This is a genomic window from Nonomuraea cavernae, from assembly GCF_014646355.1.
Taxonomy (GTDB): Bacteria; Actinomycetota; Actinomycetes; order Streptosporangiales; family Streptosporangiaceae; genus Nonomuraea; species Nonomuraea cavernae.
On sequence record NZ_BMNH01000013.1, the window covers coordinates 97438 to 120550 of the forward strand.

The following is a 23113-nucleotide window of genomic DNA, read 5'->3' on the forward strand; positions in this document are numbered from 1 at the left end:
CCGACGGCGAGGAACTGCAAGCTCAGCCCCTTCAGGGCTGAGAAGCTGACCTGCGCCCGTACATAGCCGCCATGGCGTGGAAGACCGCCCGCGGCTCCCAGCGGGTCTCGTCGACCATCCGCACCACGCCGTAGGAGCCGAGGTCGTCGGCGCCGAGCCGGGTGTAGCCGGCGAAGGTGAACCACAGGGCGGTGTCGACGCCCTCCTCCTCGAAGACGCCGAGCAGCTCGGTGAGGTAGCGGACCTGTTCCTGCTCGTCGGGCACCGCGCCGTCGGGCACCACCCAGGCGCTGCCGCCCTGGTCGGCCGCGCCGCGGTAGGGGCAGGTGCCGAACTCGGTCACCGCCACGGGCTTGCCGTGCTTGAAGTGGCCGCGCAGCTCCTCGCGGAAGCCGTCGGCGTTGTAGGCGGCGCGGTAGGCGTCGACGCCGACCAGGTCGAACGGGCTCCAGTCGACGAACTCCCACGGGGCCGCGGCGTAGGTCACCCGGCCGCCGAACAGCGGCCGCACGGTCTCGGCCGCCTCGGCCAGGAAGTCGTTGAACCGGGGCATGATGCCGGCCAGCGACCGCCACCAGTCCATGTCGGCCGTCATCATCGCGCCGAGCCGGTCGCCGTAGCCGTCGCCGGGGATGAAGCCGGGGCCGAAGGCGGTGGTCTCGCAGCCGGTGACCAGCACCACCTCGGCGCCGCCGCGCCTCAGCGCCTCGGCGCGGGCGGCGCAGTCGGCGTACAGGGCGAGCATGCCGGGCGCGGGGACGTCCACCGGGAAGGGCGCGAACCAGACCTCGAGGCCGGCCTCGGCGGCCAGCTCGGCGGCGGTGCCCAGCCGCTCGGGGTCGGCTCCGGAGACGCGCACGACCTGGCAGTGTAAGTCGCCGGCGATGACCCGCATGTCGCGCCTGACGGTCTCGGCGTCGAACGCGTGGCGTGACCGGCCGGGTTCGGGCAGGAACCCGGTGTCATAGTTGATCCCCTTTTTCATGATTTATCTCCATAGCTTGCAGCGAATCCGTGGTCGAGCAGATCGAAGGCGACATCGACCTCGTCGGCCAGCCGCCGCCCGGCCTCCGCGAGCGACGCCCCACAGGCGAGCCGATGGAAGAACTGCTCCTGCAGCGTGGTGACCACGGCGGTGACCTGCGCCGCGAGGAGATGGGCGATCAGGTCGCCAGGTTCGCGCTCCAGCGCGGCGGCCAGCTCGTAGCGCTGACCGATGTGCGCCTGGTGGACCCCGGCGAGCAGCGCCGGACTGCCGGAGATCACCCGGACCCGCGTCAGCAGGCTCTCCGCGTCGACTCCCGGCGCCTCCCGGGCGAACGCGCGATAGTGCGCGCGCAGCGCGCCGAGCGGCGACAGACCCGGAGGACGCTCGGTCACGATCCGCGCCATGTCCTCCTTGACCTCGTCGAGGACCAGGCACTCCTTGGTCGCGAAATAGGCGAACAGCGTCACCTTCGCCACCCCGGCCGCCTCGGCGACCTCGTTGACGGTCACCTCGTCGTAGCCCCGCTCGGCGAACAGCCGCAGCGCCGCCTCGGCGATCCGCCGCCGCGTCTGCTCCTTCTTGCGCTCCCTGAGACCTGCCATCATGCGGCAAGAGTAAAGCGTACCGGGTTCAATTTCAAACCCGGTACGCTTTTTTGTGAGACGAACGGAGGGTCACATGCGGACGACCATCGTGTTGGAGGCGCGGTCGTGCAGTCCGCGGTGGTCGCGATCGAAGATCAGCGCGGGCACGGCCAGGATGAGGAGCACGGTGCGGGCCAGCACCGGCACCAGCCGGGGGTCACCGCCGTCCATAGCGGCCACCCTGATGCCGGCCAGACGGTGGCCGAACGTCTGGCCCATCAACGCCACCAGCACGAGATACTGAGCCGCGAAGACCAGGGCCGGCACCCACGGCGACCGGGCCGGATCGACTCCCAGCAGGAGCTGGGTGACGAGCCAGGTGCAGATCATCCAGTCGATGACCAGCGCCAGGATCCGGCGCCCCCATCCGGCGATCGCGCCGCTGCCCTCCTCGGGCAGCCCCAGGCGCTGGCCCGGGTATCCGAGGTCGACTCCGGCCGACCGGACGCCTCCCAGCCAGGTCTGCGTCCACCGGGGTTCGTTGCCGCTCATGCCTCCACGGTATCCGGCCGCCGGGCCGGTCCGGATTGTGACCCATTCGCGTCACGAGGCGGTCATGATATTCGTCATGTCACACGGGGATGACCTTGACGCGCGCTTCGACGCGCTCGTCTCGCAGATCGGCGACGACGAGCGGCGCCGGATGCGCACGGCGGCCGCAAAGGCGGCACGCGCGTCGCGCTCCCCCAGATCCGCCAGGCGTGCCACACCCGCCGGACCTCCACGGCGGACGCCGCGCGTCCTGCTCGCCGTCGCCGTGGTGTTCGCCGTGCTCTTGGCCGGCGGCCTCGTCGTGGCCTTCCGCCCCGACGTGCTCTCGGCCATCCGGCAGGCGGCGGGCCCCGTGCCCGAGGAGACGTTGCCGGTGAGCTCCGCGCCCTGGGCGGCGGGGCCGTTCGCCGGGTCACCCGCCGAGACGTACGCGGACGGAATCACCGGTTTCGTCATGCCACCGGCGACGGCGCTCGGCGGCCTGTCGGAGAAGGACGTGGCCAAGGCGCTGAAGCGGACGCGCGAGCTGCTGGCGGCCGCCTACCTCGACCACGCGACGCTCATGGGAGGCAGACCGGCGGCCTTCATCAAGGCGCTCGACCCCGCGCAGCGCGGCGCGTTCCGCGAGAACCTGGACCACGGGACGAAGGACGACTTCGACAGCCGCACCTGGGTGGCCAGTTTCGCCCCGAAGACCGCGGAGTTGGCGACCGACGTCATCAAGGTCAAGGGCAGGACCACGCTGGCCGCGGCGAAGGAGGAGGGCCACACGGGCGTCCGGGTGAAGATCAACTATCTGCTCGTCTACGACGACTCGGCGCCCGACTCGGTGGCGCCCAGCGGCCCGCCGTCCGATCCGTACGAGCTGGACCGGCCGGAACGCGAAGGCTGCCAGGCCTCGGACCCCACGTGAGCCCGCTTAACACATGCGAAACAAACGGGACACCGTTCGGAAACGGCCACGACTTAGCGTCGGCCTGATAGCCGGTTCGCACTGGGAGGTTTCGAGAGTGTTCAACTCCGCCGACGACGTCCTGAAGTTCATCAGGGACGAAGGAGTGCAGTTCGTCGATGTCAGGTTCACCGACCTGCCGGGGACGACTCACCACTTCACCTTCCCGGTCGAGAACTTCGACGCCAACGTCTTCACCGACGGCCTCATGTTCGACGGCTCGTCGATCCGCGGTTTCCAGGCGATTCACGAGTCGGACATGCTGCTGCTGCCCGACCCGACGAGCGCCGTGCTCGACCCGTTCCGCGATCACAAGACGCTCAACATCAACTTCTTCGTGCACGACCCGCTGACGGGCGAGGCCTACAGCCGTGACCCGCGCAACGTGGCACGGAAGGCCGAGGAATACCTCAAGGGCACCGGCATCGCCGACACGGTCTACTTCGGCCCCGAGGCCGAGTTCTACATCTTCGACGACGTCCGCTTCGAGACGAGGCAGAACGCCGGCTACTACTACATCGACTCCATCGAGGGCGCCTGGAACACCGGCAAGGCCACCGAGGGCGGCAACCTCGGCTACAAGCCGCGCTACAAGGGCGGCTACTTCCCGGTGCCGCCGATGGACCACTTCACCGACCTGCGCTCCGAGATGGTCCGCAACCTCATCGAGTGCGGCATCGACGTCGAGATGCAGCACCACGAGGTGGGCACCGCCGGCCAGGCCGAGATCGACTTCAGGTTCGGGACGCTGCTCAAGACGGCCGACAACCTGATGCTCTACAAGTACATCATCAAGAGCACCGCCATGGAGTACGGCCACACGGTCACCTTCATGCCCAAGCCGATCTTCGGCGACAACGGCTCCGGCATGCACTGCCACCAGTCGCTATGGAAGGACGGGGCGCCCCTCTTCTACGACGAGGTGGGCTACGCGGGCCTGTCCGACACCGCCCGCTACTACATCGGCGGCCTGCTCAAGCACGCGGCGTCGCTGCTGGCGTTCACCAACCCGACGGTCAACTCCTACCACCGGCTGGTCCCGGGCTACGAGGCGCCGGTCAACCTGGTCTACAGCCAGCGCAACCGCTCGGCCTGCGTCCGGATCCCGATCACGGGCTCCAACCCCAAGGCCAAGCGCATCGAGTTCCGGGTGCCCGACCCGTCGTGCAACCCCTACTTCGCGTTCGCGGCCATGCTGATGGCGGGTCTCGACGGCATCCGCAACAAGATCGAGCCGCCGGAGCCGGTCGACAAGGACCTCTACGAGCTGCCGCCCGAGGAGGCCCGCCAGGTCCCGCAGGTCCCCGGCTCGCTCTCCGAGGTCCTCGACGCCCTGGAGGCCGACCACGACTACCTGCTCGAAGGCGGCGTGTTCACGCCCGACCTGATCGAGACGTGGATCGCCTACAAGCGCGAGAACGAGGTCGACCCGATCCGCCTGCGCCCGCACCCGCACGAGTTCGAGCTCTACTACGACGTGTGACGGCACGCTTTCCCGGCCTTCGTCGTCGCTGAGCGACGTCGGCCGAACAGAACGGCCCGGCACCGATCCCTTGAACCCAAGTGATCAGTGCCGGGCCGTTCTTGCCGGAAGCCCTAGCCGCCGCGCGCCAGCATCGGCGGGATGGCGGCCCGGACGAAGCGCACGACTGAGAACAGGTTGAACTCGAATTTGACCCGCCAGTCCTCGTCGGCCGGGGCCAGGAAGGGGAAACGCGGCAGAGCCACCCCGGACGGCCTGCCACCGGCGTTGTTGACCAGGATGTCGAGCCCCCCGAACTCCGCCACGGCCCGCTCCACGACCTGGCCGGGCGCTTCGGGGTCCATCAGATCGACCGGCCATTCCGGCGGACTTCGGACCGGCAATCCCCCGGCACCGGCGGGCGGCGGCCAGGACGATCCCGGTCAGCCGCGCGTCACCTGATCGGAGGTGAGGCGGTAGAGGACGTGGGGCTGGAGGGGGCTGGCCGAGTGGATGTGCGGGTGCTCGAAGTCGTCGGCCGGGTCGCGGGTCATGCCGAGCCGTTCCATCACGGCGCGGGAGCGGAGGTTGCCGGCGGCGGTCATGGAGACGATCTCGTCGAGGCCGGCGTCGAACCCGTGACGCACCGCCCGGCGGGCCGCCTCGATGGCGTAGCCGTGGCCCCAGGCGTGCCGGGTCAGCCGCCAGCCGACTTCCACCGACGGGTTGAAGTGCGCTTCGAACGTCTGCCGGGCCAGGCCGGTGAACCCGACGAACTCCCCGGTGGCGCGCACCTCCAGCGCCCACAGGCCGTAGCCCAGCTCGTCGAAGCGCTGCTCGATGCGGTCGACGAAGGCGTCACTCTGCGCCCGGGTCAGCGTCGCGGGGAAGTGCTCCATCACCTCGGGGTCGGCGTTCATGGCCGCGAACGGCGCCCGATCGTCGTCGCGCCATCTGCGCATGATGAGCCGCTCTGTCTCCATTGATCAAAGATAGGACAGTCCTGGTGTACGGCTCAGCGGCGCGACCTGATGCCCGTGATGCGCCGGAACAGGTCCCACCAGAAGGGCGCGCCGAACAGCAGCGCGACGTACGTCAGCAGGTAGCCGGGCCAGTGGCTGGGCGTGGTCAGCCGGTCCCACCAGGTGGCGCCGTTCCAGTGGATGGCAGGATCTCCCTCCTCGGGGATCGACAGGCTGACGATCGCGTGGTCGAACACCTTGACCAGGGCCGGCTGGCTGAGCGTGTCGGTGATGCACGGCACCGGGTCGGACTGCTCGCACCGCGTCTTGAGCTCGGTGTAGGCGTCGGGGCCGGCCTCGGCCACGGCGGCGACGGAGGCCCGGAAGGCGTTGTCACGCAGCAGCGTCTTGGCGTACTCGAGGCCGTCCATGGTGAACAGCAGCGTCACGAGGAGGCCCAGCACGGCCACGACCCACTTGACGTAGCGGCGGTAGAGCATGGACAGCCGCTGCATCTCGGCGTCGAACCAGGTCTCCACGCCCTGCCTGAAGCGGTCCAGGTCGCGCTGGGCGGACTCCCACACGCCCTTGAGGTGACCGTGGAGCGGGCTGCCCATCGTTCTGAGCTTCTCCAGCAGCCCGTCGACGCTGCCCGGGTCGGCGGCGGCCATCTCCATCATGGCGCCGGCGAACCGGCCCGGCGGGATGTCGGCGATGCTGGTGCGGCCGGTCTTCGGATGGTCGATCTCGCGAACCCGCTCGTAGAGCAGCTTCGTCATGACGTCCTCGGCCTTGGTCTCACTCACCGGCAACTCGGCCGTCTCGACGGGCGCCGGCTGGTCGCTGTGGACCGGCCGGGCGTCTCGGGCGAACGGCAGCGCGCCGAACACGTCGCGCGCCCTGGCCGGCAGCCACGACCTGCCTTCGGCGTCACTGCCGTCCATGGTGTCGCGCAGGTAGGCCCACAGGAACTTGCTGCGGATGGCCAGAAGCCGCACGAACGCCTCGTTGAGCCCGCTCACCAGCAGTGACAGGAGCAGGAACGACAGCACGAGGCCGAGGCCGAGATCAACGTAAACGGATAACAAGAGCGATCACCCCGCGCCTTGATACACCCGCGAGGGCACCGGCCGCAACGGACCGCACGTGACGGGGAGGACCGTCAGGAGCCGTAGAAGACGCGGTCGACGACGCGGCGGGCGCGGCGGGTGACGCGGCGGTAGTCGTCGAGGAAGTCCTCCGAGCCGTCGGGCGGGTAGCCGAGGGTCTGGGCGATGCGGGCGCGTTCGCGGGCGTCGCCCGGGACGCTGTCGCCGGGGCGTCCCTTGACCAGCATGACGGCGTCCCTGACGCGGGAGGCGAACCGCCAGGCCTGCGCCAGCACCGCCTCGTCGGCGGCGTCCAGCAGACCTTCGGCCACGGCCGCGCGCAGGGCGGGCAGGGTGCGGGTGGTGCGCAGTGACGGGACCGTGCCGGCGTGGCGGAGTTGCAGGAGCTGGGCCACCCACTCGACGTCGGACAGCCCGCCGGGGCCCAGCTTGGTGTGCAGGGCGGGGTCGGCGCCGCGGGGCAGCCGCTCGGCCTCCATCCTGGCCTTCAGCCGCCTGATCTCGCGTACGGACTCCTCGGGCAGGCCGCCGGCCGGGTAGCGCAGCCTGTCGGCGAGCGAGACGAACGCGGCGCCCAGCTCGGCGTCGCCGGCCGAGAAGCGGGCGCGCAGCAGCGCCTGCGACTCCCACGACGACGACCAGCGGGCGTAGTAGGCCTCGTAGGAGGCCAGGGTGCGCACCAGCGGGCCCTGGCGGCCCTCGGGGCGCAGGTCGGGGTCGATGAGCAGGGGCGGGTCGGGTGCGGGGAGGCTGAGCAGGCGGCGCAGCTCGTTGGCGATGGCGTGGGCGGCGTCGGTGGCCTCCCGTTCCGGGGCGCCCGGCTCGGGCGAGTGGACGAACATGACGTCGGCGTCGCTGGCGTAGGAGGACTCCATGCCGCCCAGCCGTCCCATGGCGATCACCGCGAACCGGGTGGGCACCCCGCCGGGGCCGTGGCTGCTGATCGCCGCGTCGAGGGCGGCCTGGATCGTCACGTCGTTCAGTGTGGACAGGGCGACCCCGACCTGCTCGATGTCGATGAGCCCGAACAGGTCGGCGACGGCGGTGCGGAACAACTCCCTGCGCCGCAGCGCCCGGACGGCGGCGACGGCCGTCTCGGGGGCGCCGGCGTGGCGGGAGACCGCCGCCGACGCCTCGGCCGGCAGCGCGTCAGAGCGGCGCACCGCCAGCTCGTCCTCGGAGCCCAGCAGCGCGACGGCGTCGGGGGCGTGCATGAGCAGGGTGGTCGCGTAGCGGCTGGTGCCGAGCACGCGCGCCATCCGCGCGGCCACCGCGGTCTCGTCGCGCAGCAGCCGGAGGTACCAGGGGGTGGCCCCGAGTTTGTCGCTGACCTGCCGGAAGCCGAGCAGCCCGGCGTCCGGGTCGGGCGTGTCGGCGAACCAGCCGAGCATGACCGGCAGCAGCGTGCGCTGGATCGCGGCCCGCCGCGAGACGCCGGAGGTGAGCGCGGCGAGGTGGCGCAGCGCCCCCTCGGGGTCGACGTAGCCGAGGGCGCGCAGCCGGGCGGCCGCCGCCGTGGTGGACAGCCGCGTCTCGGTCTCGGGCAGCCGGGCGACCGCCTGGAGCAGCGGGCGGTAGAAGAGCTTCTCGTGCAGCCGCCGGGCCTCCCTGGCGTGCCGCCGCCAGCGTTCGGTGAACTCTCCGACCGGGTCGGCCTGCATGCCGAGTGCCCTGCCGAGCCGGCGCAGGTCGGCGGGGTCGGCGGGCAGGACGTGGGTACGGCGCAGCCGGTGCAGCTGGAGCAGGTGCTCGACCTGGCGCAGGAAGGTGTAGGCCTCGGCCAGGCCGCGCGAGTCGTCGCGCCCCACGTAACCGCCCCTGGAGAGGGCGGCCAGCGCCGACAGCGTGGCCTTGCGGCGCAGCAGCGGATCGAGCCGCCCGTGGACGAGCTGGAGCAGCTGGACCGCGAACTCGATGTCGCGCAGCCCGCCGGGCCCCAGCTTGATCTGCCGCTCCCCCTCGGCCCGCACATGCGCCTCGACGCGGCGGCGCATGGCCTGGACGTCCTCGACGAAGTTGTCCCGGGTGGCGGCCGTCCAGACCAGGTCGTTGACCGCCTCGACGTAGGCGCCGCCCAGCTCCAGGTCGCCGGCCATCGGCCGGGCCTTGAGCAGCGCCTGGAACTCCCAGGTCTTGGCCCAGCGCCGGTAGTAGGCCAGGTGGCTGGCCAGCGTGCGCACCAGCGGCCCGGATCGCCCCTCGGGCCGCAGCCCGGCGTCGACCTCCCACAGTGAGCCCTCGGGCGTGGCGACGGTGCAGGCCCGCATCATGGCCTGGGCCAGCCTGGTGGCGGCCCGCAGCGCCTTGGTCTCGTCGGCGCCGTCGCGGGGCTCGGCCACGAAGATCACGTCGACGTCGCTGATGTAGTTGAGCTCCCTGGCTCCGGCCTTGCCCATGCCGATCACCGCGAGCCGTACGTCGCCGGCGTCGACCTCGGCCCGCGCGATGGCCAGGGCGGCCTCCAGGGCGGCGCCCGCGAGGTCGGACAGCTCGGCGGTCACCTCCGGCAGCGTGGCCTGGCCGGTCAGGTCGCGCGCGGCCAGGTGCAGGAGCCGGCCGCGGTAGGCGACGCGCAGCGCCACGAGGGCGTCGGCGACGGTCGCGCGTGGCTCGTCGTCGCCGGGCTCGGCGCCGACCGCGCGCAGCAGCTCGGCGCGGGCGTCGTGGAGCCGGGGCACGCCCAGCAGCGCCACCTGCCCGGGATGGCGCACCAGGTGGTCGCCCAGGGCGGCGCTCACACCGAGGACGGCCAGCAGGCGGGTCCTGAGCCGCTCGTCGGCGCGCAGGGCGGCGGCGAGATCGGGCGCGCGTTCGGCCAGCCGGGTCAGCGTGGCCAGCGCGAGATCGGGATCGGCCACGTCGACCAGATCTTCCAGCAGCTCGTCGAACTCGGCTCCGGCCTGGTGGGCCAGCCGGGCGGCGGCGGCTCCGTCGGCGAACCCGAGCTTGGCCAGGCGCGCGGCTGTGGACTCGATCCTTGGCACCCCTCCATCTTGACAGCCCGCCTTGGTGAAGGCCTAAAGTAAAACGCAACGTTGCGTTGTGTTTTGAGGGAGGGTCGCGATGGTTCCGGCGACGGTGACGTGGGGGCTGCTGGCGGCGTGGGCGGTGCACGCCGGGCGCGGTGACGGCGCCCTTGGTGGTGATCCCGTTCACGGTGTGGGCGTGGCGACGGCTGCGGGCCGCCGGGGTGCCGGTCAGCGGCGGTCCCGCCGCCGGGGCCGCGACGGCGGCCTTCCCGCTGGTGCTGGGCGGCGTCCACGCGCTGGCGCACATCCTGACCCGGCGCGGACCTCAGGCGCGCGGACCTCAGGCGCGCGGACCTCACGCGCGCGGACCTCACGCGCGCGGATCCCAGGCGCGGCTCTCGGCATGATCCAGGGTTATCCCTAGGTCGTTCCCTGGGGCGCCGGCGCCGGGGTACTCCGTAACCTGCGGGTGGACCGGCATCGCGCGCGGCGGAGTCCGGCACGCGCGGGGAGACGCGGCGCACCGGCCGGCCGGCGGAGGAGGCGATGGTTCAGGCACCGTTCGTCCAGCAGGAGGCACGGCAGTTCGGGGGCTACTGGCTGGGCAGGCGGCTCGGCGCGGGCGGGCAGGGCGTCGTGCACGAGGCGTACGGGCCCAGCGGGGAACGGGTTGCGGTCAAGCTGCTGCGGCTCGACCGGGGCGGCACCGAGGAGGCACGGGGCCGGTTCGTCAAGGAGGTCGCCGCCGCCCGCCAGGTGGCGCCGTTCTGCACCGCCCGGGTGATCGCGGCCGACCTGGAGGCGGCGCAGCCGTACATCGTGAGCGAGTACGTCGACGGCCCCAGCCTGTCGCGGGCGGTGCGGGAGCGCGGCCCGTACGACTCGGTCGAGCTGCATCGGCTCGCCACGGGGGTGGCGACGGCGCTGACGGCGATCCACCGGTCGGGGGTCGTTCACCGGGACCTCAAACCGGAGAACGTGGTCCTCGGCCCGGACGGGCCGAAAGTGATCGACTTCGGCATCGCCCGGCTGGACGGCGCGACCGTCACGGACGACGGCGTGGTGCCCATCGGGACGCCGGCCTACCTGTCGCCGGAGCGGGTGCGCGGCGAGCGGGCCGGCCGCGCGGCCGACGTGTGGGCGTGGGGCGCGGTGGTGTTGTTCGCGGCCACGGGACGGCCGCCGTTCGTCGCCGACACGCCGGCGGCGACGTACCACCAGATCGTGACCAGACGGCCGGACCTGTCCGCCCTGGACGGGACGCTGCGGCGGCTGGTGGACGCGGCGATGTCCGACGACCCGAGGCGGCGTCCGGACGCGAGGGAGCTGCTGGCCGCGTTGCTCGGCCGTGGTGACGGCACCGGTGCGCTGCTGGCGGCGGGCAGCGAGGCGGCGCGGGCGGTGCGCCGGCCGCCCGAGGTGCGCGCCGGACCGGCTGAGCGGCCGCTGGGCGAGGTGGCCGAGGGCGTCTACACCCGGCTCGGCCCGCAGGAGCGGGCTCTCGTGCCCGGCCTGCTGCTCCGGCTGGTGCCGGCCGGCGACGGCCTGGACGACACGCTCCGCTGGGCGGGCGTCGGCGATCTCCTGGACGGCACGGTCCCGCCGGACCGGGTGCGGCGGGTGCTGGGCGCGTTCGTCCGCGAGGACCTGCTCCAGCACGCCGGCGGCAGCATGACGCTGGCCGCCCCGGCCCTGATCCGCGCCTGGGACCGGATGCGCGGCTGGGTCGAGGAGGAGCGCGAGCGGCTGCGGGTGCACGCCCGCCTGAACGAGGCGGCCATGCGCTGGCGGGCCAACGGCCGCGACCCCGCCGACCTCTACCGCGGCTCGGCCCTGCGGACCGCGCTGGACTGGGCGGCCCAGCGCGACGGCCATCTCACCGCCAACCGCCTGGAACGGGCGTTCCTGGACACGTCGGAGGCGCGGGAGCGGGCCCAGGGCCGGTCCCGCAGGCAGGTCAGGGCGGGCGTCGCCGCGCTCCTCGCCGTCGTGATCGGCACGGTGTCGATCCTGGTGGCGCGCGGTACGGCGGACGCCGCCCAGCGGGTGGAGAGCACCGCCAGGCGAACCGCCGAGGAGGCGGACCGGCTGCGGGCCACCGAGCCGGTCACCGCGATGCTGCTGAGCGTCGCCGCCTGGCGGCTGGCCCCCGGCGACCCTCGGGTGCTGGCGCAGCTGCGCGGGTCGCTGGCCCAGCGGGAGCTCAACGTGTTCCGGCCGCCGCCCCGGCAGGGCGCCGCCGTCTACGACCTCAGCTCGGACGGGAGCACGCTCGTCGCGGCGGGCGGCGGCCGGGCGAGCGTCTATGACGTGGCCACGCACCGTCTGGCCGGGGAGGTGACGGGCATCGGCGAGGACGCCCGGATGATCGCGCTCGGCCCGGACGGACGGACGCTCGCGATCGGCGGACGCCGTTCCGTCCGGCTCTGGGACCTGACGACCGGGCGGCCGAGCGGGCCGCCCTTCGGCGCGGGCGCCTCGTACCTGGCCTTCGACGCGACCGGGGACGGTCTCGTCACGTTGTCGCCGGCGGGCGAGTGGCGGATCTGGCGCCTCGCGGGCGGCGGCCCGCCACGCCTGACGGGCTCGGCCACCGGCCTGGCCGACCTGAAAGTGAGCGGCGGTACGCGGATCGAGCTGCTGCGGGACCGCGGCTACCGGGTCAGGGACGCGCGAGGGGCGGTGTCCACGCCCGGCGGATCCGGCCCGGCGAAGGGCGTGGCGGCGGCCGTCACCCCCGACGGCGGGACGCTGGCCCTGGCCGACGGCCCCGACGTGCGCCTCTGGGACCTCGCGGCGGCGCGATGGACGGGCCCCCGGCTGCGCGGCGCCGATCCGGTGGCGATGAGCTTCAACGCGGACGGCCGCTACCTGGCCACGTATGACGGGAGCGCCGTGAGCGTGTGGTCGCGTGAGGGCGTCCGGCTCATGAACCATCCCGTCCGGGCCGTGAGCGGCGACCCGCGTTTCGGTGCCGGTGACCGCAGCCTGGCCTGCCTGCTGTCCGACGGCACCGTGGTGGTGCTGGACCTGGCCGGGCTGACCGACCCGGCCGCGCTGGTCCCGCGCGCGGTGTCCGGGGTGTTCGGGCCGCGCGCCGGATACGCCGCGCTGCAGGGGCCGGAGGGCACCGAGCTGCGGCGGCTGCCGGCGGCGGGCGCGCCGCCGCGGCGGCTGGGCGGCGCGGCGCTGCCCGGCACCGTCATGTCGTTCAGCGCCGACGGCCGGCTGCTCGCCGTCAGCACGCCCGACCAGGCCCGGGTGTCCGTCTGGAACGTTGCCGACGGCACCCTGGAGCGGACCCTGCCGATCGACGCCGGCCAGGTGAGGGGGCTGGCCTTCGGCCCGGCGAACGACGTGCTCGCGGTCGCCCCCGTGACCGGGACCTGGCGCCGCGCGCAGCTCTGGGACGCGCGGCGCGGCGTCCCACTGGAGACGCTCGCCCAGCCGGGTGGCGAGGTGATGGCGTTCAGCCCGGACGGCCGGCGACTGGCGGTCAACGGGGCCGCCAACAGCGGGGTCGTCACCCTGTCGCCCAGGAGCGTCCGGCAGCGGCCGTTCGGCCCGGACGCCGACGGCGTGCTGGGCCTGGCCTTCAGCCCCGACGGCGCCCTCGTGGCCACCGGCTGGTCCGAGGTCGGGGTGGACCTGTGGGACGCGGCCACGCTGGACCGGGTGCGGCGGCTGTCCGGCGCCGGGGAGGGATTCGACCAGTTCCAGGTGGTCGTCTTCAGCCCGGACGGGCGGCTCCTGGCGGCCGGTGGGCCCACCGGCCGGATCTGGTTGTGGAACGTCGCCGACGGCGGCCTCACCGGCCGGCCGGTCCCCGCGCACGCGGGCGGGATCCTGGCCCTGGCCTTCGCTCCCGACGGCGGCACCCTTCACAGCCTCGGGACCGACGGAGCCCTGCGGAGCCTGCCGGTCACCCCCTCGGCCGTGGCCGCGGCCGTCTGCGCCCGCGCCGGGACCACCCTGTCCGCCCAGGACTGGAGCCGTCACATCCGCGACGTGCCCGCCCGAAAGGTCTGCTGACCCCGCCCGCTAAGGATCGCCGATGCCACGCCATGAGACGTTCGTCGAGGACATCACCGTCACACCGGACCCGATCCGGCTGGGACCTGACGGGGCGACGGCCACCGTCGAGGCCATCCTCACGGGAGGGGCCGAGCCGGCCGGGACACTCGCCGCGCCCGACGGCTCCCTCACCCGGCTGCGCTTCGCCCCCGGTCCGCGAGAGGGCGCCTGGCGAGCCACGCACCGGTTCGGTCCGCGCGACCGGTCCGGCCTCTGGCGGGCCACGGCCGAGACCGGCCACGTGTTCACCGACCTGCCCTTCCTGGTCTGCGGCGGCCCGCCCCTGGGAGAGGCGCACTTCTCCGAGTTCGACGTCGTCCCGCGCGACATCGCGGCGGGTGAGATCGCTGTCGCCTCCGGTCGCCTGCTCATCCGCGACGGCTCCGCCGCCCTCCCGTACGGCGGGCAGCTCGTCTCGATCACCTTCCGGGCCTTCGACCCGGGCGAAGGGCTGGAGACCGGCGAAACGGCCACCGCGGTGCCGGTCGTCTGGGAGGAGATCGGTGAAGCGGTCACCGAATGGCGTTCCGGCCTCTTCAGCGCGGAGATCAGCACGCCGACCACCGGGCGGGTGCGCGCCGAGCTGATCGGGGGCCGCGACGGCGAGACCGCGGTCAGCCAGAGCGTGCCGGTCACCGTCGCCGCGTTCTCCCGGCCCCGGATCGACGCCGACATCACGGCCACCAGCAGGTCGACCGCACAGGTGAGCGGCCGGAACACGGTCGCGTGCCTCCTGCACACCGGCACGGTCCACCGGTCCACCGGCGCCAAGGTCGGTGCCGGCAGCGTACGGATCGAGTACCGGAAGCCGAACGGCCGCTGGACCCCCGCCAAGGGCCCGGGCCGGGTGGGCCGCGCCGTGGGCGTGGTCAGCGGCGGCGTGTTCTCCGTCAAGAGCGAGCTCAGGGCGCGGGTCTCGTGGCGGGCCGAGTACACGTGACCGGCCGGCTCAACCGTGGGCGGCGAGGCTCAGCGGCGGGCGGCGAGGCTCGACCATGACAGCCGGGCTCAGCCCTGGGCGGCGGCCCTGACGACGCCGGCGAACGCCTCGGCCATCGGCCGCCAGGTGGCGATCAGCTTGTCCTCGCCCGCCTCGACCTCGGCGTTGAGCCGCTCGGCCGAGTCGAGCCCCGAGGCCGCGGTCCACGAGGCGAAGATCTCGGGCGTGGTCTCGGGATGGAACTGCACCGCCCAGGCCCTCTCGCCGAGCCGGTAGGCCTGGTTGGGGTAAAGGGCCCCGGTCATCAGCGGCACGGCCCCCTCGGGCAGCCGCGTCATCGCGTCGCGGTGATACTGGATCGCCACGGCGACGCCGATCCCGGACAGCAGCGGGTCGGTGGCGGCGGCCGGCAGCGCGGAGACCTCGCACAGGCCGACCTCCAGCCCGGCGCCGCCCCGCTCGACGGTCCCGCCGCAGGCCAGCGTCATCAACTGCGCCCCCAGGCAGATGGCCAGCGTGGGCGTGCCATCGGCGACGGAGTCTCGCAGCAGGTCGCGGGTGGCGGGCAGCCAGGGGTAGTCCTCGTCCTCCCAGGCGGCGGCCTCGCCGCCGAGCACGATCAGCCCGTCGGCCGCCCGCGCGGGCGGTTCCTCGCCAAGGTACGGCCGGACGACGTCGCAGGCCGTACCCAGCCAGTCGGCCAGGTACCCCAGCCCGGTGTCCGCCTCGTGCTCGATGACCGTGATCCGCATAACGGACAATTTATATGCAACCCCACGGTCATGGACATACGTCACTTCGGGCGCCGGAGGAGCATCGAGGCCGGAGGGCGCACCACGTCCGCCCCGGAGGACTACCGAGGCCCAAGAGCGCGGCCACGTCCGCCCCGGAGGACTACCGGGGCCCGAGGGCGCGCCACGTCCCGGCCGACCGGCTCACGTCAGGGCTCTGAGCCGGTCCAGCCTGGCCGGCTGCGGCCAGCGGACATCGGTCGCCCAGCCGCGCCGCTCCAGCAGCCGGATCAGCCTGGCGCTGGGGTCGACCTGGCCGGGCAGCACGCCGTGCCGGGCGCAGGTCGGGTCGGCGTGGTGCAGGTTGTGCCATGACTCGCCGAGCGACAGAACGGCCAGCCAGGAGACGTTGCGCGAGCGGTCCCTGACCGCGAACTCCGCCGTGCCGAACGTGTGGCAGATCGAGTTGATCGACCAGGTCACGTGGTGCTGGACGAAGACGCGTACCAGTCCGCCCCAGAACAGCGCGGTCAGCCACGAGCCGCCGGTCGCCCAACCGGCCAGTGCGGGCAGCGCCATGCTCGCCAGCACGACGGGCGCGTAGGCGAGGTCGTGCGAGAGCAGCCTGATCGGCCGGTCCTCCAGCAGGTCAGGGCAGAACCGCCGCCTCGACGTGCGCTCGGCCCGGAACAGCCAGCCGACGTGCGCGTGGAGCAGGCCCTTGGCCAGCGCGACCACGCCGGTGCCGTAGCGCCACGGCGAGTGCGGGTCTCCCTCGCGGTCGGCGTACTTGTGGTGCCTGCGGTGGTCGGCCACCCACCTGATCACCGGCCCCTGCAGCGACATCCCGCCGGCCAGCGCGAACGCCACCCGCAGCCAGGCCGGAGCGGCGAACGACCGGTGGGTGAAGTGCCGGTGGTAGCCGACCGTGATGCCGAACCCGGTGACCAGGTAGAAGACCAGCGCGATCGCCAGGTCGCGCCAGCCCACCCCCCACCCCCAGGCGAACGGCACCGCCACCAGCACGGCCAGGAACGGCACGACGACGAACAGCGCCACCATGACCCGCTCGAACCACGGCACCGGCGTGGCGGCGAGGTCTCGGGAAACGGTCACGTGCGCTGACGCTAGTCAGCTCCACGGCGCGGCGCTGTGGGCTCCGCGCACGATTCGCGACCGCGAGTTTGTCAGCTCGCGGCAAAGACGGCGGTCGCGGTCAGCGTGGCGCGATCCGGGCGCGCTCAGCGTGGCGCGATCCAGGTCGCGCGCGCGGCGGCCACGAGCGTGCCGTCGACCTCGTAGACGGCGCTCTCGCCGAACAGCTTGCGCCCCTCGCGGCCGGTGGCGCGCGCCACGATCGAGTACGCGCCGCCGGGGTGCACCCGCCGGTGCATCTGCACGGCCAGCCGCCCGAGCAGCGCGGACTCACCGGGCCGGAAGTGGGCCCAGCCGGTGACGCAGTCGAGCGCCGCGCCCATGATCGAGGCGGGCACGCCGTCCCCGTCGGCCACCGTGAACGGCACCCGCCAGCCGGCGGCCACCAGGTCGGTGCCCTCGACCGGGCCGGGGAAGACGCGCAGCCCGTCGCCCGGCTCGCGCAGCCCGCAGGCGAAGCAGTCGGGGAACGCGTGCCCGTGCCGGCCGGCGAATCCCGCCTCGGCCCGGGCGGCGTCGTTGAACGGGACGAACTTGGGAGCGGTCAGGTCCTCGGCCACCGGGATGGCCTCGACCAGCAGCCGGTCGCCGTCGGACAGGGAGACGCTGTTGGCGACGTGCTCCAGGCGGAGCTCGGTCTCCAAGGGGGTGGGGGCGTGGAGCGTGACCTCGACGGCTGATCGGCTGCCGTTGAGCGCGTCGGCCATGGACCCGGCTATCCAGCCGCCGTTGGCGGCTCCATCCGGCCCCCGGAAACGCTCGGGAACGGTCAACACGGTCTGCAGGGCAGCCGTCGTCATGCCACACCCTCCTCTGTTCGCCACCCATGGTGACGAAGAACCACAATTTTGGAATAAAACAGACCGATTTTACCTGAGCCCCACTTGACCAGGTCCGCCAGGGTGCCCTCACATCGACCGACACAGGGACACAACGCCCTAAAACCGGCCACAGCTTCATGCCGTGCTTCCGTAAGATACGGAACTCTAATTGCACGCATGTGACCTGGGGGACACAAGTGCCGATCTCACACACGTGAGACGCCCCGCCGCTCGACCACTGGCCGAGGTCGCCGTTGGTCTTGCCGACGACCGGGCTGACCTCGAAGTGTCTCTAGATGCTCCGGCCCCGCCGCGGCCGGGCCCTGGACGCGATGACGTAGTCGACCCGGATCGCGCGGTAGACCTCTCGCTCCGCCACGCGATCCGGCAGTCCGTCGCGGCGGCTGCCGTCACCCGACTCCTGCTCGCCCTGGTACGTGACCGCCGTCTCGGGCGCCTCCTCGAACCGCAGCCGGTCGGCTCGTACCGTGGCGGCGAACACGATGTCGGCGGTCGCCGTCAACCACGCGTCGGGACGCCTGTCGCTCATCCGCGCTGCCCTCAGGACCGCTTCCTGCCGGTCACGTCCCGCAACCGGCGCATGCCCGCCTTGCGGACCGCCTTCCCCAGCCCCTTCAACGCCGGCCCCAGCGCCTGCCGTTCCCCTGCCTCGGGGCCCGCACGCCCCTCGCCACCGCCGTCGTCGCCTTCCTGCGCGCGCTCCGCTGCGCGGGCCTCCTCGCCCTCGTCCCGCTCTCCGGCACCGGCGTCCTCACCGGCCTCCCCTTCACGCCCCGGCCCGCCATCCTGGGCACGATCCTCGTCACGCCCCTCGGCCTCGCCCTCGGCGTGCCCTTCGGCCTCGTCCTCGGCGCGGCCTTCATCGCCGCCCTCAGCCTGGCCTTGCTCCTCGGGGCGACCCTCAGCCTGGCCGTTATCCTCGGGGCGACCCTCAGCCTGGCCGTTATCCTCGGCGCGGTCCTCATCACCGCCCTCAGCCTCGGCTTGGCTCTCGTCACGCTCCGCCCGGCTTTCGGGTCGATCCTCGGCCTCGTCCTCGGCCTCGTCCTCGGCGGGACCCTCGGCCTCGCCCTGGGCGCGACCCTCGTCGTGTTCGGTCTGGGCTTCGGGGTGATCCTCGGCTGTGGGAGGCGCTTCGCCTGTGGGCTTCTTCTCGCCGGGCTCTCCCTCACCCTCCGCACCGCCCTCGACATCTGTCGGCGCTTTCGCTTCCTCCCCGCGCTCGGTGCGGGCCTCCGCCTCCTCGGAGGGGGGTTCGGTTTCGCGTTCTTCAGGGCCGGACGGCTCGCGCTCGCCCCGGTCTCGACCGGCCTCGTCCTGAACGTCCGGTGCGGACGGCGGCGGGGCGGGCGCTTGGGCCGCTCCCGGCTGCGGGGTCGCGGAGGACACCGGAGCCGGCGGTGGCGTAAGGGTGGACGACGCGTCGTGGACGGCGCCGCCGGCGGTCTGGGTGACGGAGCGGGCGGTCTCCGGCACCTGCCCCACGACGTCGCGGGCGGCGTCACCCACGGACTCGACGGTCCCCTGGAGCGCCGAACCCGCGCTCCTCCCCACCTCGCCGACGGCCCGGCCGGCTCCGGCGCCGACGTCACGGGTGGCCGCCCCCACCGCCGAGGTGAGGTTGTTCAGCATCTGCGGATTGTTGTCGATCGTCTTCAGCACATCCCGGATGATCAGGGCGACGTTGTCGAGCCGTACCTTCAGCAGCGCCTTGGCCTCCACGCCGACGATCTCGAGATTGACCCGCCCCAACGTCACGTCCACGCCGACGTGCAGTCTCAGCAGATCGAGCACGTCCGCTTCGAGCGAGACGCGCGCTCGGAGGTCCTCCACCTCCAGGTTGATCTTCTCGACCTTGACCGTGGGCACTCGCAGCAGGACGTCCGGGTCCGCGAGCCCGTTCTGCTGCGGCCGGCCAGTCCGCGCGGGCGGCTGCTCCGGAGGGCCTGAGAGATCCGTGGCGGCCTCTGGCAGATCGTCGGACATGACGTGTTCCTCTCCCCGAACGTGGATGGGCTCGGGAGGCCTCTAGCGGGACTGGGATTCCGCGGGCTCCGCCTCGCGCTGTGATTCGCCGGAGCGCTCGTCTTCTGACCGATCCTCCTGGGACGCCTCCTGCTCAGGCCGCTCTCCCTCAGGCTGCTCTCCCTCAGGCCGCTCTCCTTCGGACCGTTCGCCCTCGGGCTGCTCTCCCTCAGGCCGCTCTCCTTCGGACCGTTCGCCCTCGGGCTGCTCTCCCTTGGACCGTTCGCCCTCCGACTCACCCTCGGGCCGCTCGGCGTCCGCGGCTTCGCCGTCCTGGTCCTTGACGAGCTGACCGTCGTGGATCTCGCCGCGCCAGCCCTTGATCTCCTCGGGATGCAGCAGGTCCTGCGTCATGACATGGCGTCCGAAGTGCTTGAACTCCAGGCGCGCGCGCCGGCCCTGTGCGCGCCACAGGTTCCCGACCTTCTCGAAGAACCCCTGCGCGTTGTACTCCAGGACGAGGACGATCCGGGTGAGGGTGGGCGTGAGTTCATGAAAGGTGACCGCGCCGTCGACGTATCCCTTCGCGCCTTCCGAGCGCCAGATGATCCGCTGGTCGGGCACCTGTTCGATGATCTTCGACTTCCAGGTCCGGTGTGACCAGAAGATCTGCGCCTTCCACGTCAGCTCCTCGTCGGACTCCTGCTTCACGTTCTCGACCTTCTTCATGAAGCTCGGGAAGTCCGCGAAATTCGTCCACTGGTTGTAGACCACGCTGATCGGGGCGCCGACGTCGAGGAACTCGACCACGTTCGTCACCCTGGTCTTGTCGCCTTCCGCTCGGCCTGCCGATTTGCCGTCGCGGCCGACGACCTTCTTGACCGCCTTCCCGGCCCGGCTCAGCACACCGGGCTTGGAGGAGGATCCCTTCCCCTCCTCTTCCGGCGTGTTCTCCCCCGGCCCCTGCGAGTCCTCCTTCGACTCCTCGGCGTTCCTTCCCGGCCCGCCGGAACTTCCCGGCCCCTCGGAGGCGCTCCCCTCCGGCGCTTCCGAGGTCTCCTCGGACGCCTCCGCACCCTTCGGGGCAGTGCTCGCGCCGGGATCATCGCCGCGTTCGGCGTAGTTGGTCAGCCTGCCGGTAACCCCTGTGACCTTGTCAGTCACCGAGCCCAGCATCTTCGCTCCGATGGCCCCCGCGAGGCCCCGGCATTCCTTCGACAGCCGATCCAGAGGGAGCGCCCCGACGACGCCCTGCGGCTCCTTCGATTCCTGTGTCATCAGGGATCACCTCGATACCGGAGCGCCACGCTGAGAGGGAACGGACTCCTCCTTCGGCTGAGCCTCGCCCTCCTGGCCCTTTTCCTGACGCTCGCCCTGATCGGCGGCCTCGGCCGCCTTGGGCTCGCCAGTCTCGCCGCTCTGGCCGGTCTCACCGGCCTCACCGGATTCGCCGGCCTCACCGGATTCGGACGCCTTCGAGCCGGCCCCAGGTGCCTTCGAAACCGTTTCAGTCGCCGTCTCGGCAGCCTTCCCCGCCGTCTCGGCAGCCTTCCCGGCAGGCTCGGCGACCTGCCGCAGCCCCTCGGCCCGTTGGTGGATCATGTCGCTGAGCGCGTTGATCTGCTTGCTCGTCACAGCCACGGCCGCGGCCTTGCCCGCCTCCGTCAGGTCACCGCGAATGCGGTCGGCGGCCTGGTTCAGCTCAGGCGACCCGAGTGCCTGCAGCCCCTTCTGCAGCAATTCGCCCTTGTGTGCCTTCAGCCCGCCGGCCACGCCGGCCACGGCCAGGGTGGCCGCCGCACGCAGCTTGCGGCGGCGCCCGAAGAAGTATCCCGCGGCGACGGCCAACGCCACCTTTGCCCCACATTTCATGGTTACCGTCCTTGGAGGGTGACCCACGAGAGCCACCCGATCGTCGACAGATGCTCACGTTCCTCGTCCAAGTTCGCCGTGCCCAGCTAACCGGACAAAAAACGCATAAGCACACAAAACGGGCCAATATCCTGCCTGGCGGCTACCCGGAGACGACGGCCCCGCGCAGGCCATCCCATCGCGCCCACGTCCTGTCCGAGCCGTCTTGGTGCTCGAATTCCGCGAGTCTCGATAAAACCGTGCATGGCCGCTAAGGTCGATGATCAACATGGGATACCACCGTGGGAGCTGAACGATGAGCACCGTCCTACGATTCGACCACGGGCCCTTGGAGGAGGCGGGGCGGCACCTGATGGACGTCTCAGCAGAGTTCCAGCGGCGCACCCAAGCCGCGTTCGCGGTCGTACATGGCACTGGTGAGACGGCATGGGCGGGCAGTGTCACCGGGACGGCCATGGACGGGATCATCGATCTGCTCCAGCAGGCCTGTGAGCGGCTGCACGGCAACCTCCAACTGACCGGCGAGGGCATCCAGACGATGGCTCACACCCTTCACAAAAGCGAGCTCGACGCCCAGGCCATCGTCGACCCGCCCAGGGCGGCGCCCGACGTTCCCTCGCTCTGACCGATGGCACTGACCCTTCCGGCCCACTTGCAGTCACCCTTCAGCCTGCTCGGCGTGGAATGGCCACAAGAGGACGAGGACCACCTCCGAGCGTGCGGGGCCGCCCTCCGGACCTGCGCCACCTCCCTCACGAACGAGGTCAACCCGGCGGCTGACGGCGCCATCAAGCACGCCGCCACGAACAACTCCGGTGACCACATCGACGAGCTCAACGCCTACTGGGCCGACTACCAGGATGAGGGCGACCAGGCCGGCCACCTGAAGAGCCTCGCGGCCTCCCTGCACGCCCTGGCCGACGGCCATGACCTGTTCGCCAGGATCGTCGAGATCCTCAAGGGCGTTCTCCTAGTGCTCGCGACCTACGTGCTCTTCGCGCTGGTCTGGGCGGCGAGCGCGGCGGTGGTCTCCGGCGGCCTCGCGGCCATCAAGGCCCGGGGCACCATCACCGTCCTGCGCGCGTTCGCCAGGAAGGCGGTGGCGACCCTGCGCCGCAGGCTCGAACAGGCCTTCGGCCGGAAGCTGATCCGCGCGGTGGAGACCCGCCTGCGCCGCATACTCGGCGCCAAAGCCCCCACCTTCGTCAGCGTGCCGAACCGGAGCAAGCTTGTGCGCACAAGCTTGCTGGCGACCTCAGCGCTGCTGGTCGCAGAAGCCCCGGCCCAGCATTCGCCTCCCCCGATGGGCCCCAGAGACGGCATTCCCGGCGGAGAAGGCTACCGCTTCGGCAGTGGACAGCCTCAGGTGTTCGGCTATGACCATCACTTCCCGTATGACCCTGATGTGAAGCCGACTCCAGGCGACTACCTGAGCTGGTACGCCTGGCGGGCGAGGTTACGCGGCGCCCAGTTGATCCGTCCCGATCTCAAGGACGGGCTCGCCGCCTACGAGCACTACGCGGCGGGCTCCGGCACCGATTTCGAGATCGACTACGAACGGGCCTACACCGAGGACAGGGGGATCCGGGAAAAGGTCGATCAAGGGATCCAAACCGCGAAGGACGAGGCCGTGCGCCTCTACCGAGAAAGTGGACGCACCGACTTCCAGATGACGGGTGGAGTGCTTCACACAGCCGCCGAAACGGAAAACTGGGATAAGACGCTCGGTGGACACGTGCAGTGGGGCAACGCCGATGTCAAGGTCAGCGGCAACCAGGCGACGATGACCATCACCATCCACGCCGAAGAGCGGTACAACTTCAACAAGGGAGAGACCGATGCCGCCACCGGAGCAGCCGACGACGACAACGGACGCTTCGAAACCCTCGGGTGGGCCAGGTCCTACCGCTCCCATGGCGCGTTGACGCGGACCGTGACCTGGACGATCCCCTGAGT

General features: G+C 72.0%; 20 protein-coding genes and 1 pseudogene. 7 read left to right on the forward strand and 14 right to left on the reverse strand.

The window, feature by feature from the left end:
• Positions 1–31: 31 nt before the first annotated feature.
• The 3 genes from IEY82_RS21430 to IEY82_RS21440 form a co-directional block, all read right to left on the reverse strand.
• The gene (locus tag IEY82_RS21430; protein ID WP_225263561.1) at positions 32–985 is read right to left on the reverse strand and encodes a glycoside hydrolase family 113 protein; all 954 of its coding nucleotides are present in this window, start codon (positions 983–985) and stop codon (positions 32–34) included.
• Entirely contained in the window at positions 982–1593 is a 612-nt protein-coding gene (locus IEY82_RS21435) for a TetR/AcrR family transcriptional regulator (protein WP_225263560.1), read from the reverse strand. Before IEY82_RS21435 ends, IEY82_RS21430 begins: the two co-directional genes overlap by 4 nt.
• A gap of 69 nt (positions 1594–1662) precedes the next feature.
• Positions 1663–2124 carry an RDD family protein gene (locus IEY82_RS21440; RefSeq protein ID WP_189125964.1) on the reverse strand — a complete coding sequence of 154 codons (462 nt, stop codon included), beginning with the start codon at positions 2122–2124 and terminating at the stop codon, positions 1663–1665.
• Positions 2125–2200: 76 nt separating this feature from the next.
• Between IEY82_RS21440 and IEY82_RS21445 the strand changes: the two genes are divergently transcribed.
• Together IEY82_RS21445 and glnA are read left to right on the forward strand one after the other, a co-directional pair.
• Positions 2201–3037 (forward strand): hypothetical protein, encoded by an 837-nt coding sequence (locus tag IEY82_RS21445; RefSeq protein WP_189125965.1) that lies wholly within the window; start codon positions 2201–2203, stop codon positions 3035–3037.
• Between the two features lie 97 nt (positions 3038–3134).
• Positions 3135–4559, forward strand: coding sequence for a type I glutamate--ammonia ligase (gene glnA, locus IEY82_RS21450; protein ID WP_189125966.1), 1425 nt, complete (start codon positions 3135–3137; stop codon positions 4557–4559).
• 113 nt (positions 4560–4672) lie between these two features.
• On the opposite strand, the gene IEY82_RS21455 is transcribed toward glnA, so the two are convergent.
• The 4 genes from IEY82_RS21455 to IEY82_RS21470 all read right to left on the reverse strand — a co-directional run bounded on the left by IEY82_RS21455 (position 4673) and on the right by IEY82_RS21470 (position 9593).
• The gene (locus IEY82_RS21455) at positions 4673–4942 is read right to left on the reverse strand and encodes an SDR family NAD(P)-dependent oxidoreductase (RefSeq protein ID WP_263648398.1); all 270 of its coding nucleotides are present in this window, start codon (positions 4940–4942) and stop codon (positions 4673–4675) included.
• Positions 4943–4981: 39 nt separating this feature from the next.
• Positions 4982–5521, reverse strand: a complete 540-nt coding sequence (locus IEY82_RS21460) for a GNAT family N-acetyltransferase (protein ID WP_189125967.1) — start codon at positions 5519–5521, stop codon at positions 4982–4984.
• Between the two features lie 32 nt (positions 5522–5553).
• Positions 5554–6588, reverse strand: coding sequence for a hypothetical protein (locus IEY82_RS21465; protein WP_189125968.1), 1035 nt, complete (start codon positions 6586–6588; stop codon positions 5554–5556).
• Between the two features lie 74 nt (positions 6589–6662).
• Positions 6663–9593 (reverse strand): bifunctional [glutamine synthetase] adenylyltransferase/[glutamine synthetase]-adenylyl-L-tyrosine phosphorylase, encoded by a 2931-nt coding sequence (locus IEY82_RS21470; protein ID WP_189125969.1) that lies wholly within the window; start codon positions 9591–9593, stop codon positions 6663–6665.
• A 330-nt stretch (positions 9594–9923) separates the two neighbouring features.
• Between IEY82_RS21470 and IEY82_RS40375 the strand changes: the two are divergent.
• The 3 genes and pseudogenes from IEY82_RS40375 to IEY82_RS21490 all read left to right on the forward strand — a co-directional run.
• Positions 9924–10040, forward strand: a pseudogene (locus tag IEY82_RS40375) (hypothetical protein); the annotation flags it as partial.
• 84 nt (positions 10041–10124) lie between these two features.
• Positions 10125–13610, forward strand: a complete 3486-nt coding sequence (locus IEY82_RS21485; RefSeq protein WP_189125970.1) for a serine/threonine-protein kinase — start codon at positions 10125–10127, stop codon at positions 13608–13610.
• Between the two features lie 22 nt (positions 13611–13632).
• Positions 13633–14592, forward strand: a complete 960-nt coding sequence (locus IEY82_RS21490; RefSeq protein WP_189125971.1) for a hypothetical protein — start codon at positions 13633–13635, stop codon at positions 14590–14592.
• Positions 14593–14660: 68 nt separating this feature from the next.
• Here IEY82_RS21490 and IEY82_RS21495 read toward each other — a convergent pair whose 3' ends face one another.
• The 7 genes from IEY82_RS21495 to IEY82_RS21525 form a co-directional block, all read right to left on the reverse strand.
• Entirely contained in the window at positions 14661–15344 is a 684-nt protein-coding gene (locus IEY82_RS21495) for a type 1 glutamine amidotransferase (RefSeq protein WP_189125972.1), read from the reverse strand.
• Between the two features lie 183 nt (positions 15345–15527).
• A complete protein-coding gene (locus tag IEY82_RS21500) occupies positions 15528–16385 on the reverse strand; it encodes an acyl-CoA desaturase (protein WP_189126064.1) in 858 nt (285 codons plus the stop codon).
• Between the two features lie 179 nt (positions 16386–16564).
• Positions 16565–17278 carry a PaaI family thioesterase gene (locus tag IEY82_RS21505; protein WP_189125973.1) on the reverse strand — a complete coding sequence of 238 codons (714 nt, stop codon included), beginning with the start codon at positions 17276–17278 and terminating at the stop codon, positions 16565–16567.
• A 313-nt stretch (positions 17279–17591) separates the two neighbouring features.
• On the reverse strand, positions 17592–17849 hold the full coding sequence (locus tag IEY82_RS21510; protein WP_189125974.1) for a hypothetical protein: 258 nt from the start codon (positions 17847–17849) through the stop codon (positions 17592–17594).
• 11 nt (positions 17850–17860) lie between these two features.
• Positions 17861–19306: a hypothetical protein gene (locus IEY82_RS21515; RefSeq protein WP_189125975.1), complete on the reverse strand. Its 1446-nt coding sequence runs from the start codon at positions 19304–19306 to the stop codon at positions 17861–17863.
• A gap of 42 nt (positions 19307–19348) precedes the next feature.
• Positions 19349–20563: an SRPBCC family protein gene (locus tag IEY82_RS21520; protein ID WP_189125976.1), complete on the reverse strand. Its 1215-nt coding sequence runs from the start codon at positions 20561–20563 to the stop codon at positions 19349–19351.
• A 6-nt stretch (positions 20564–20569) separates the two neighbouring features.
• Positions 20570–21139: a hypothetical protein gene (locus tag IEY82_RS21525; protein WP_189125977.1), complete on the reverse strand. Its 570-nt coding sequence runs from the start codon at positions 21137–21139 to the stop codon at positions 20570–20572.
• Positions 21140–21452: 313 nt separating this feature from the next.
• Between IEY82_RS21525 and IEY82_RS21530 the strand changes: the two genes are divergently transcribed.
• Both IEY82_RS21530 and IEY82_RS21535 read left to right on the forward strand, forming a co-directional pair.
• Positions 21453–21782 carry a hypothetical protein gene (locus IEY82_RS21530; protein WP_189125978.1) on the forward strand — a complete coding sequence of 110 codons (330 nt, stop codon included), beginning with the start codon at positions 21453–21455 and terminating at the stop codon, positions 21780–21782.
• Between the two features lie 3 nt (positions 21783–21785).
• A complete protein-coding gene (locus tag IEY82_RS21535; RefSeq protein WP_189125979.1) occupies positions 21786–23111 on the forward strand; it encodes a WXG100-like domain-containing protein in 1326 nt (441 codons plus the stop codon).
• Positions 23112–23113: the final 2 nt, after the last annotated feature.

Coding starts and splice junctions, on each gene's coding strand:
- IEY82_RS21535 (WP_189125979.1), top strand. CDS start 21,786: ATGGCACTGACCCTTCCGGCCCACTTGCAGTCACCCTTCAGCCTGCTC.
- IEY82_RS21460 (WP_189125967.1), bottom strand. CDS start 5,521: ATGGAGACAGAGCGGCTCATCATGCGCAGATGGCGCGACGACGATCGG.
- IEY82_RS21515 (WP_189125975.1), bottom strand. CDS start 19,306: ATGTCCGACGATCTGCCAGAGGCCGCCACGGATCTCTCAGGCCCTCCG.
- IEY82_RS21435 (WP_225263560.1), bottom strand. CDS start 1,593: ATGATGGCAGGTCTCAGGGAGCGCAAGAAGGAGCAGACGCGGCGGCGG.
- IEY82_RS21445 (WP_189125965.1), top strand. CDS start 2,201: ATGTCACACGGGGATGACCTTGACGCGCGCTTCGACGCGCTCGTCTCG.
- IEY82_RS21530 (WP_189125978.1), top strand. CDS start 21,453: ATGAGCACCGTCCTACGATTCGACCACGGGCCCTTGGAGGAGGCGGGG.
- IEY82_RS21520 (WP_189125976.1), bottom strand. CDS start 20,563: ATGACACAGGAATCGAAGGAGCCGCAGGGCGTCGTCGGGGCGCTCCCT.
- IEY82_RS21430 (WP_225263561.1), bottom strand. CDS start 985: ATGAAAAAGGGGATCAACTATGACACCGGGTTCCTGCCCGAACCCGGC.
- IEY82_RS21485 (WP_189125970.1), top strand. CDS start 10,125: ATGGTTCAGGCACCGTTCGTCCAGCAGGAGGCACGGCAGTTCGGGGGC.
- IEY82_RS21440 (WP_189125964.1), bottom strand. CDS start 2,124: ATGAGCGGCAACGAACCCCGGTGGACGCAGACCTGGCTGGGAGGCGTC.
- IEY82_RS21500 (WP_189126064.1), bottom strand. CDS start 16,385: ATGGTGGCGCTGTTCGTCGTCGTGCCGTTCCTGGCCGTGCTGGTGGCG.
- IEY82_RS21495 (WP_189125972.1), bottom strand. CDS start 15,344: ATGCGGATCACGGTCATCGAGCACGAGGCGGACACCGGGCTGGGGTAC.
- IEY82_RS21505 (WP_189125973.1), bottom strand. CDS start 17,278: ATGACGACGGCTGCCCTGCAGACCGTGTTGACCGTTCCCGAGCGTTTC.
- IEY82_RS21510 (WP_189125974.1), bottom strand. CDS start 17,849: ATGAGCGACAGGCGTCCCGACGCGTGGTTGACGGCGACCGCCGACATC.
- IEY82_RS21490 (WP_189125971.1), top strand. CDS start 13,633: ATGCCACGCCATGAGACGTTCGTCGAGGACATCACCGTCACACCGGAC.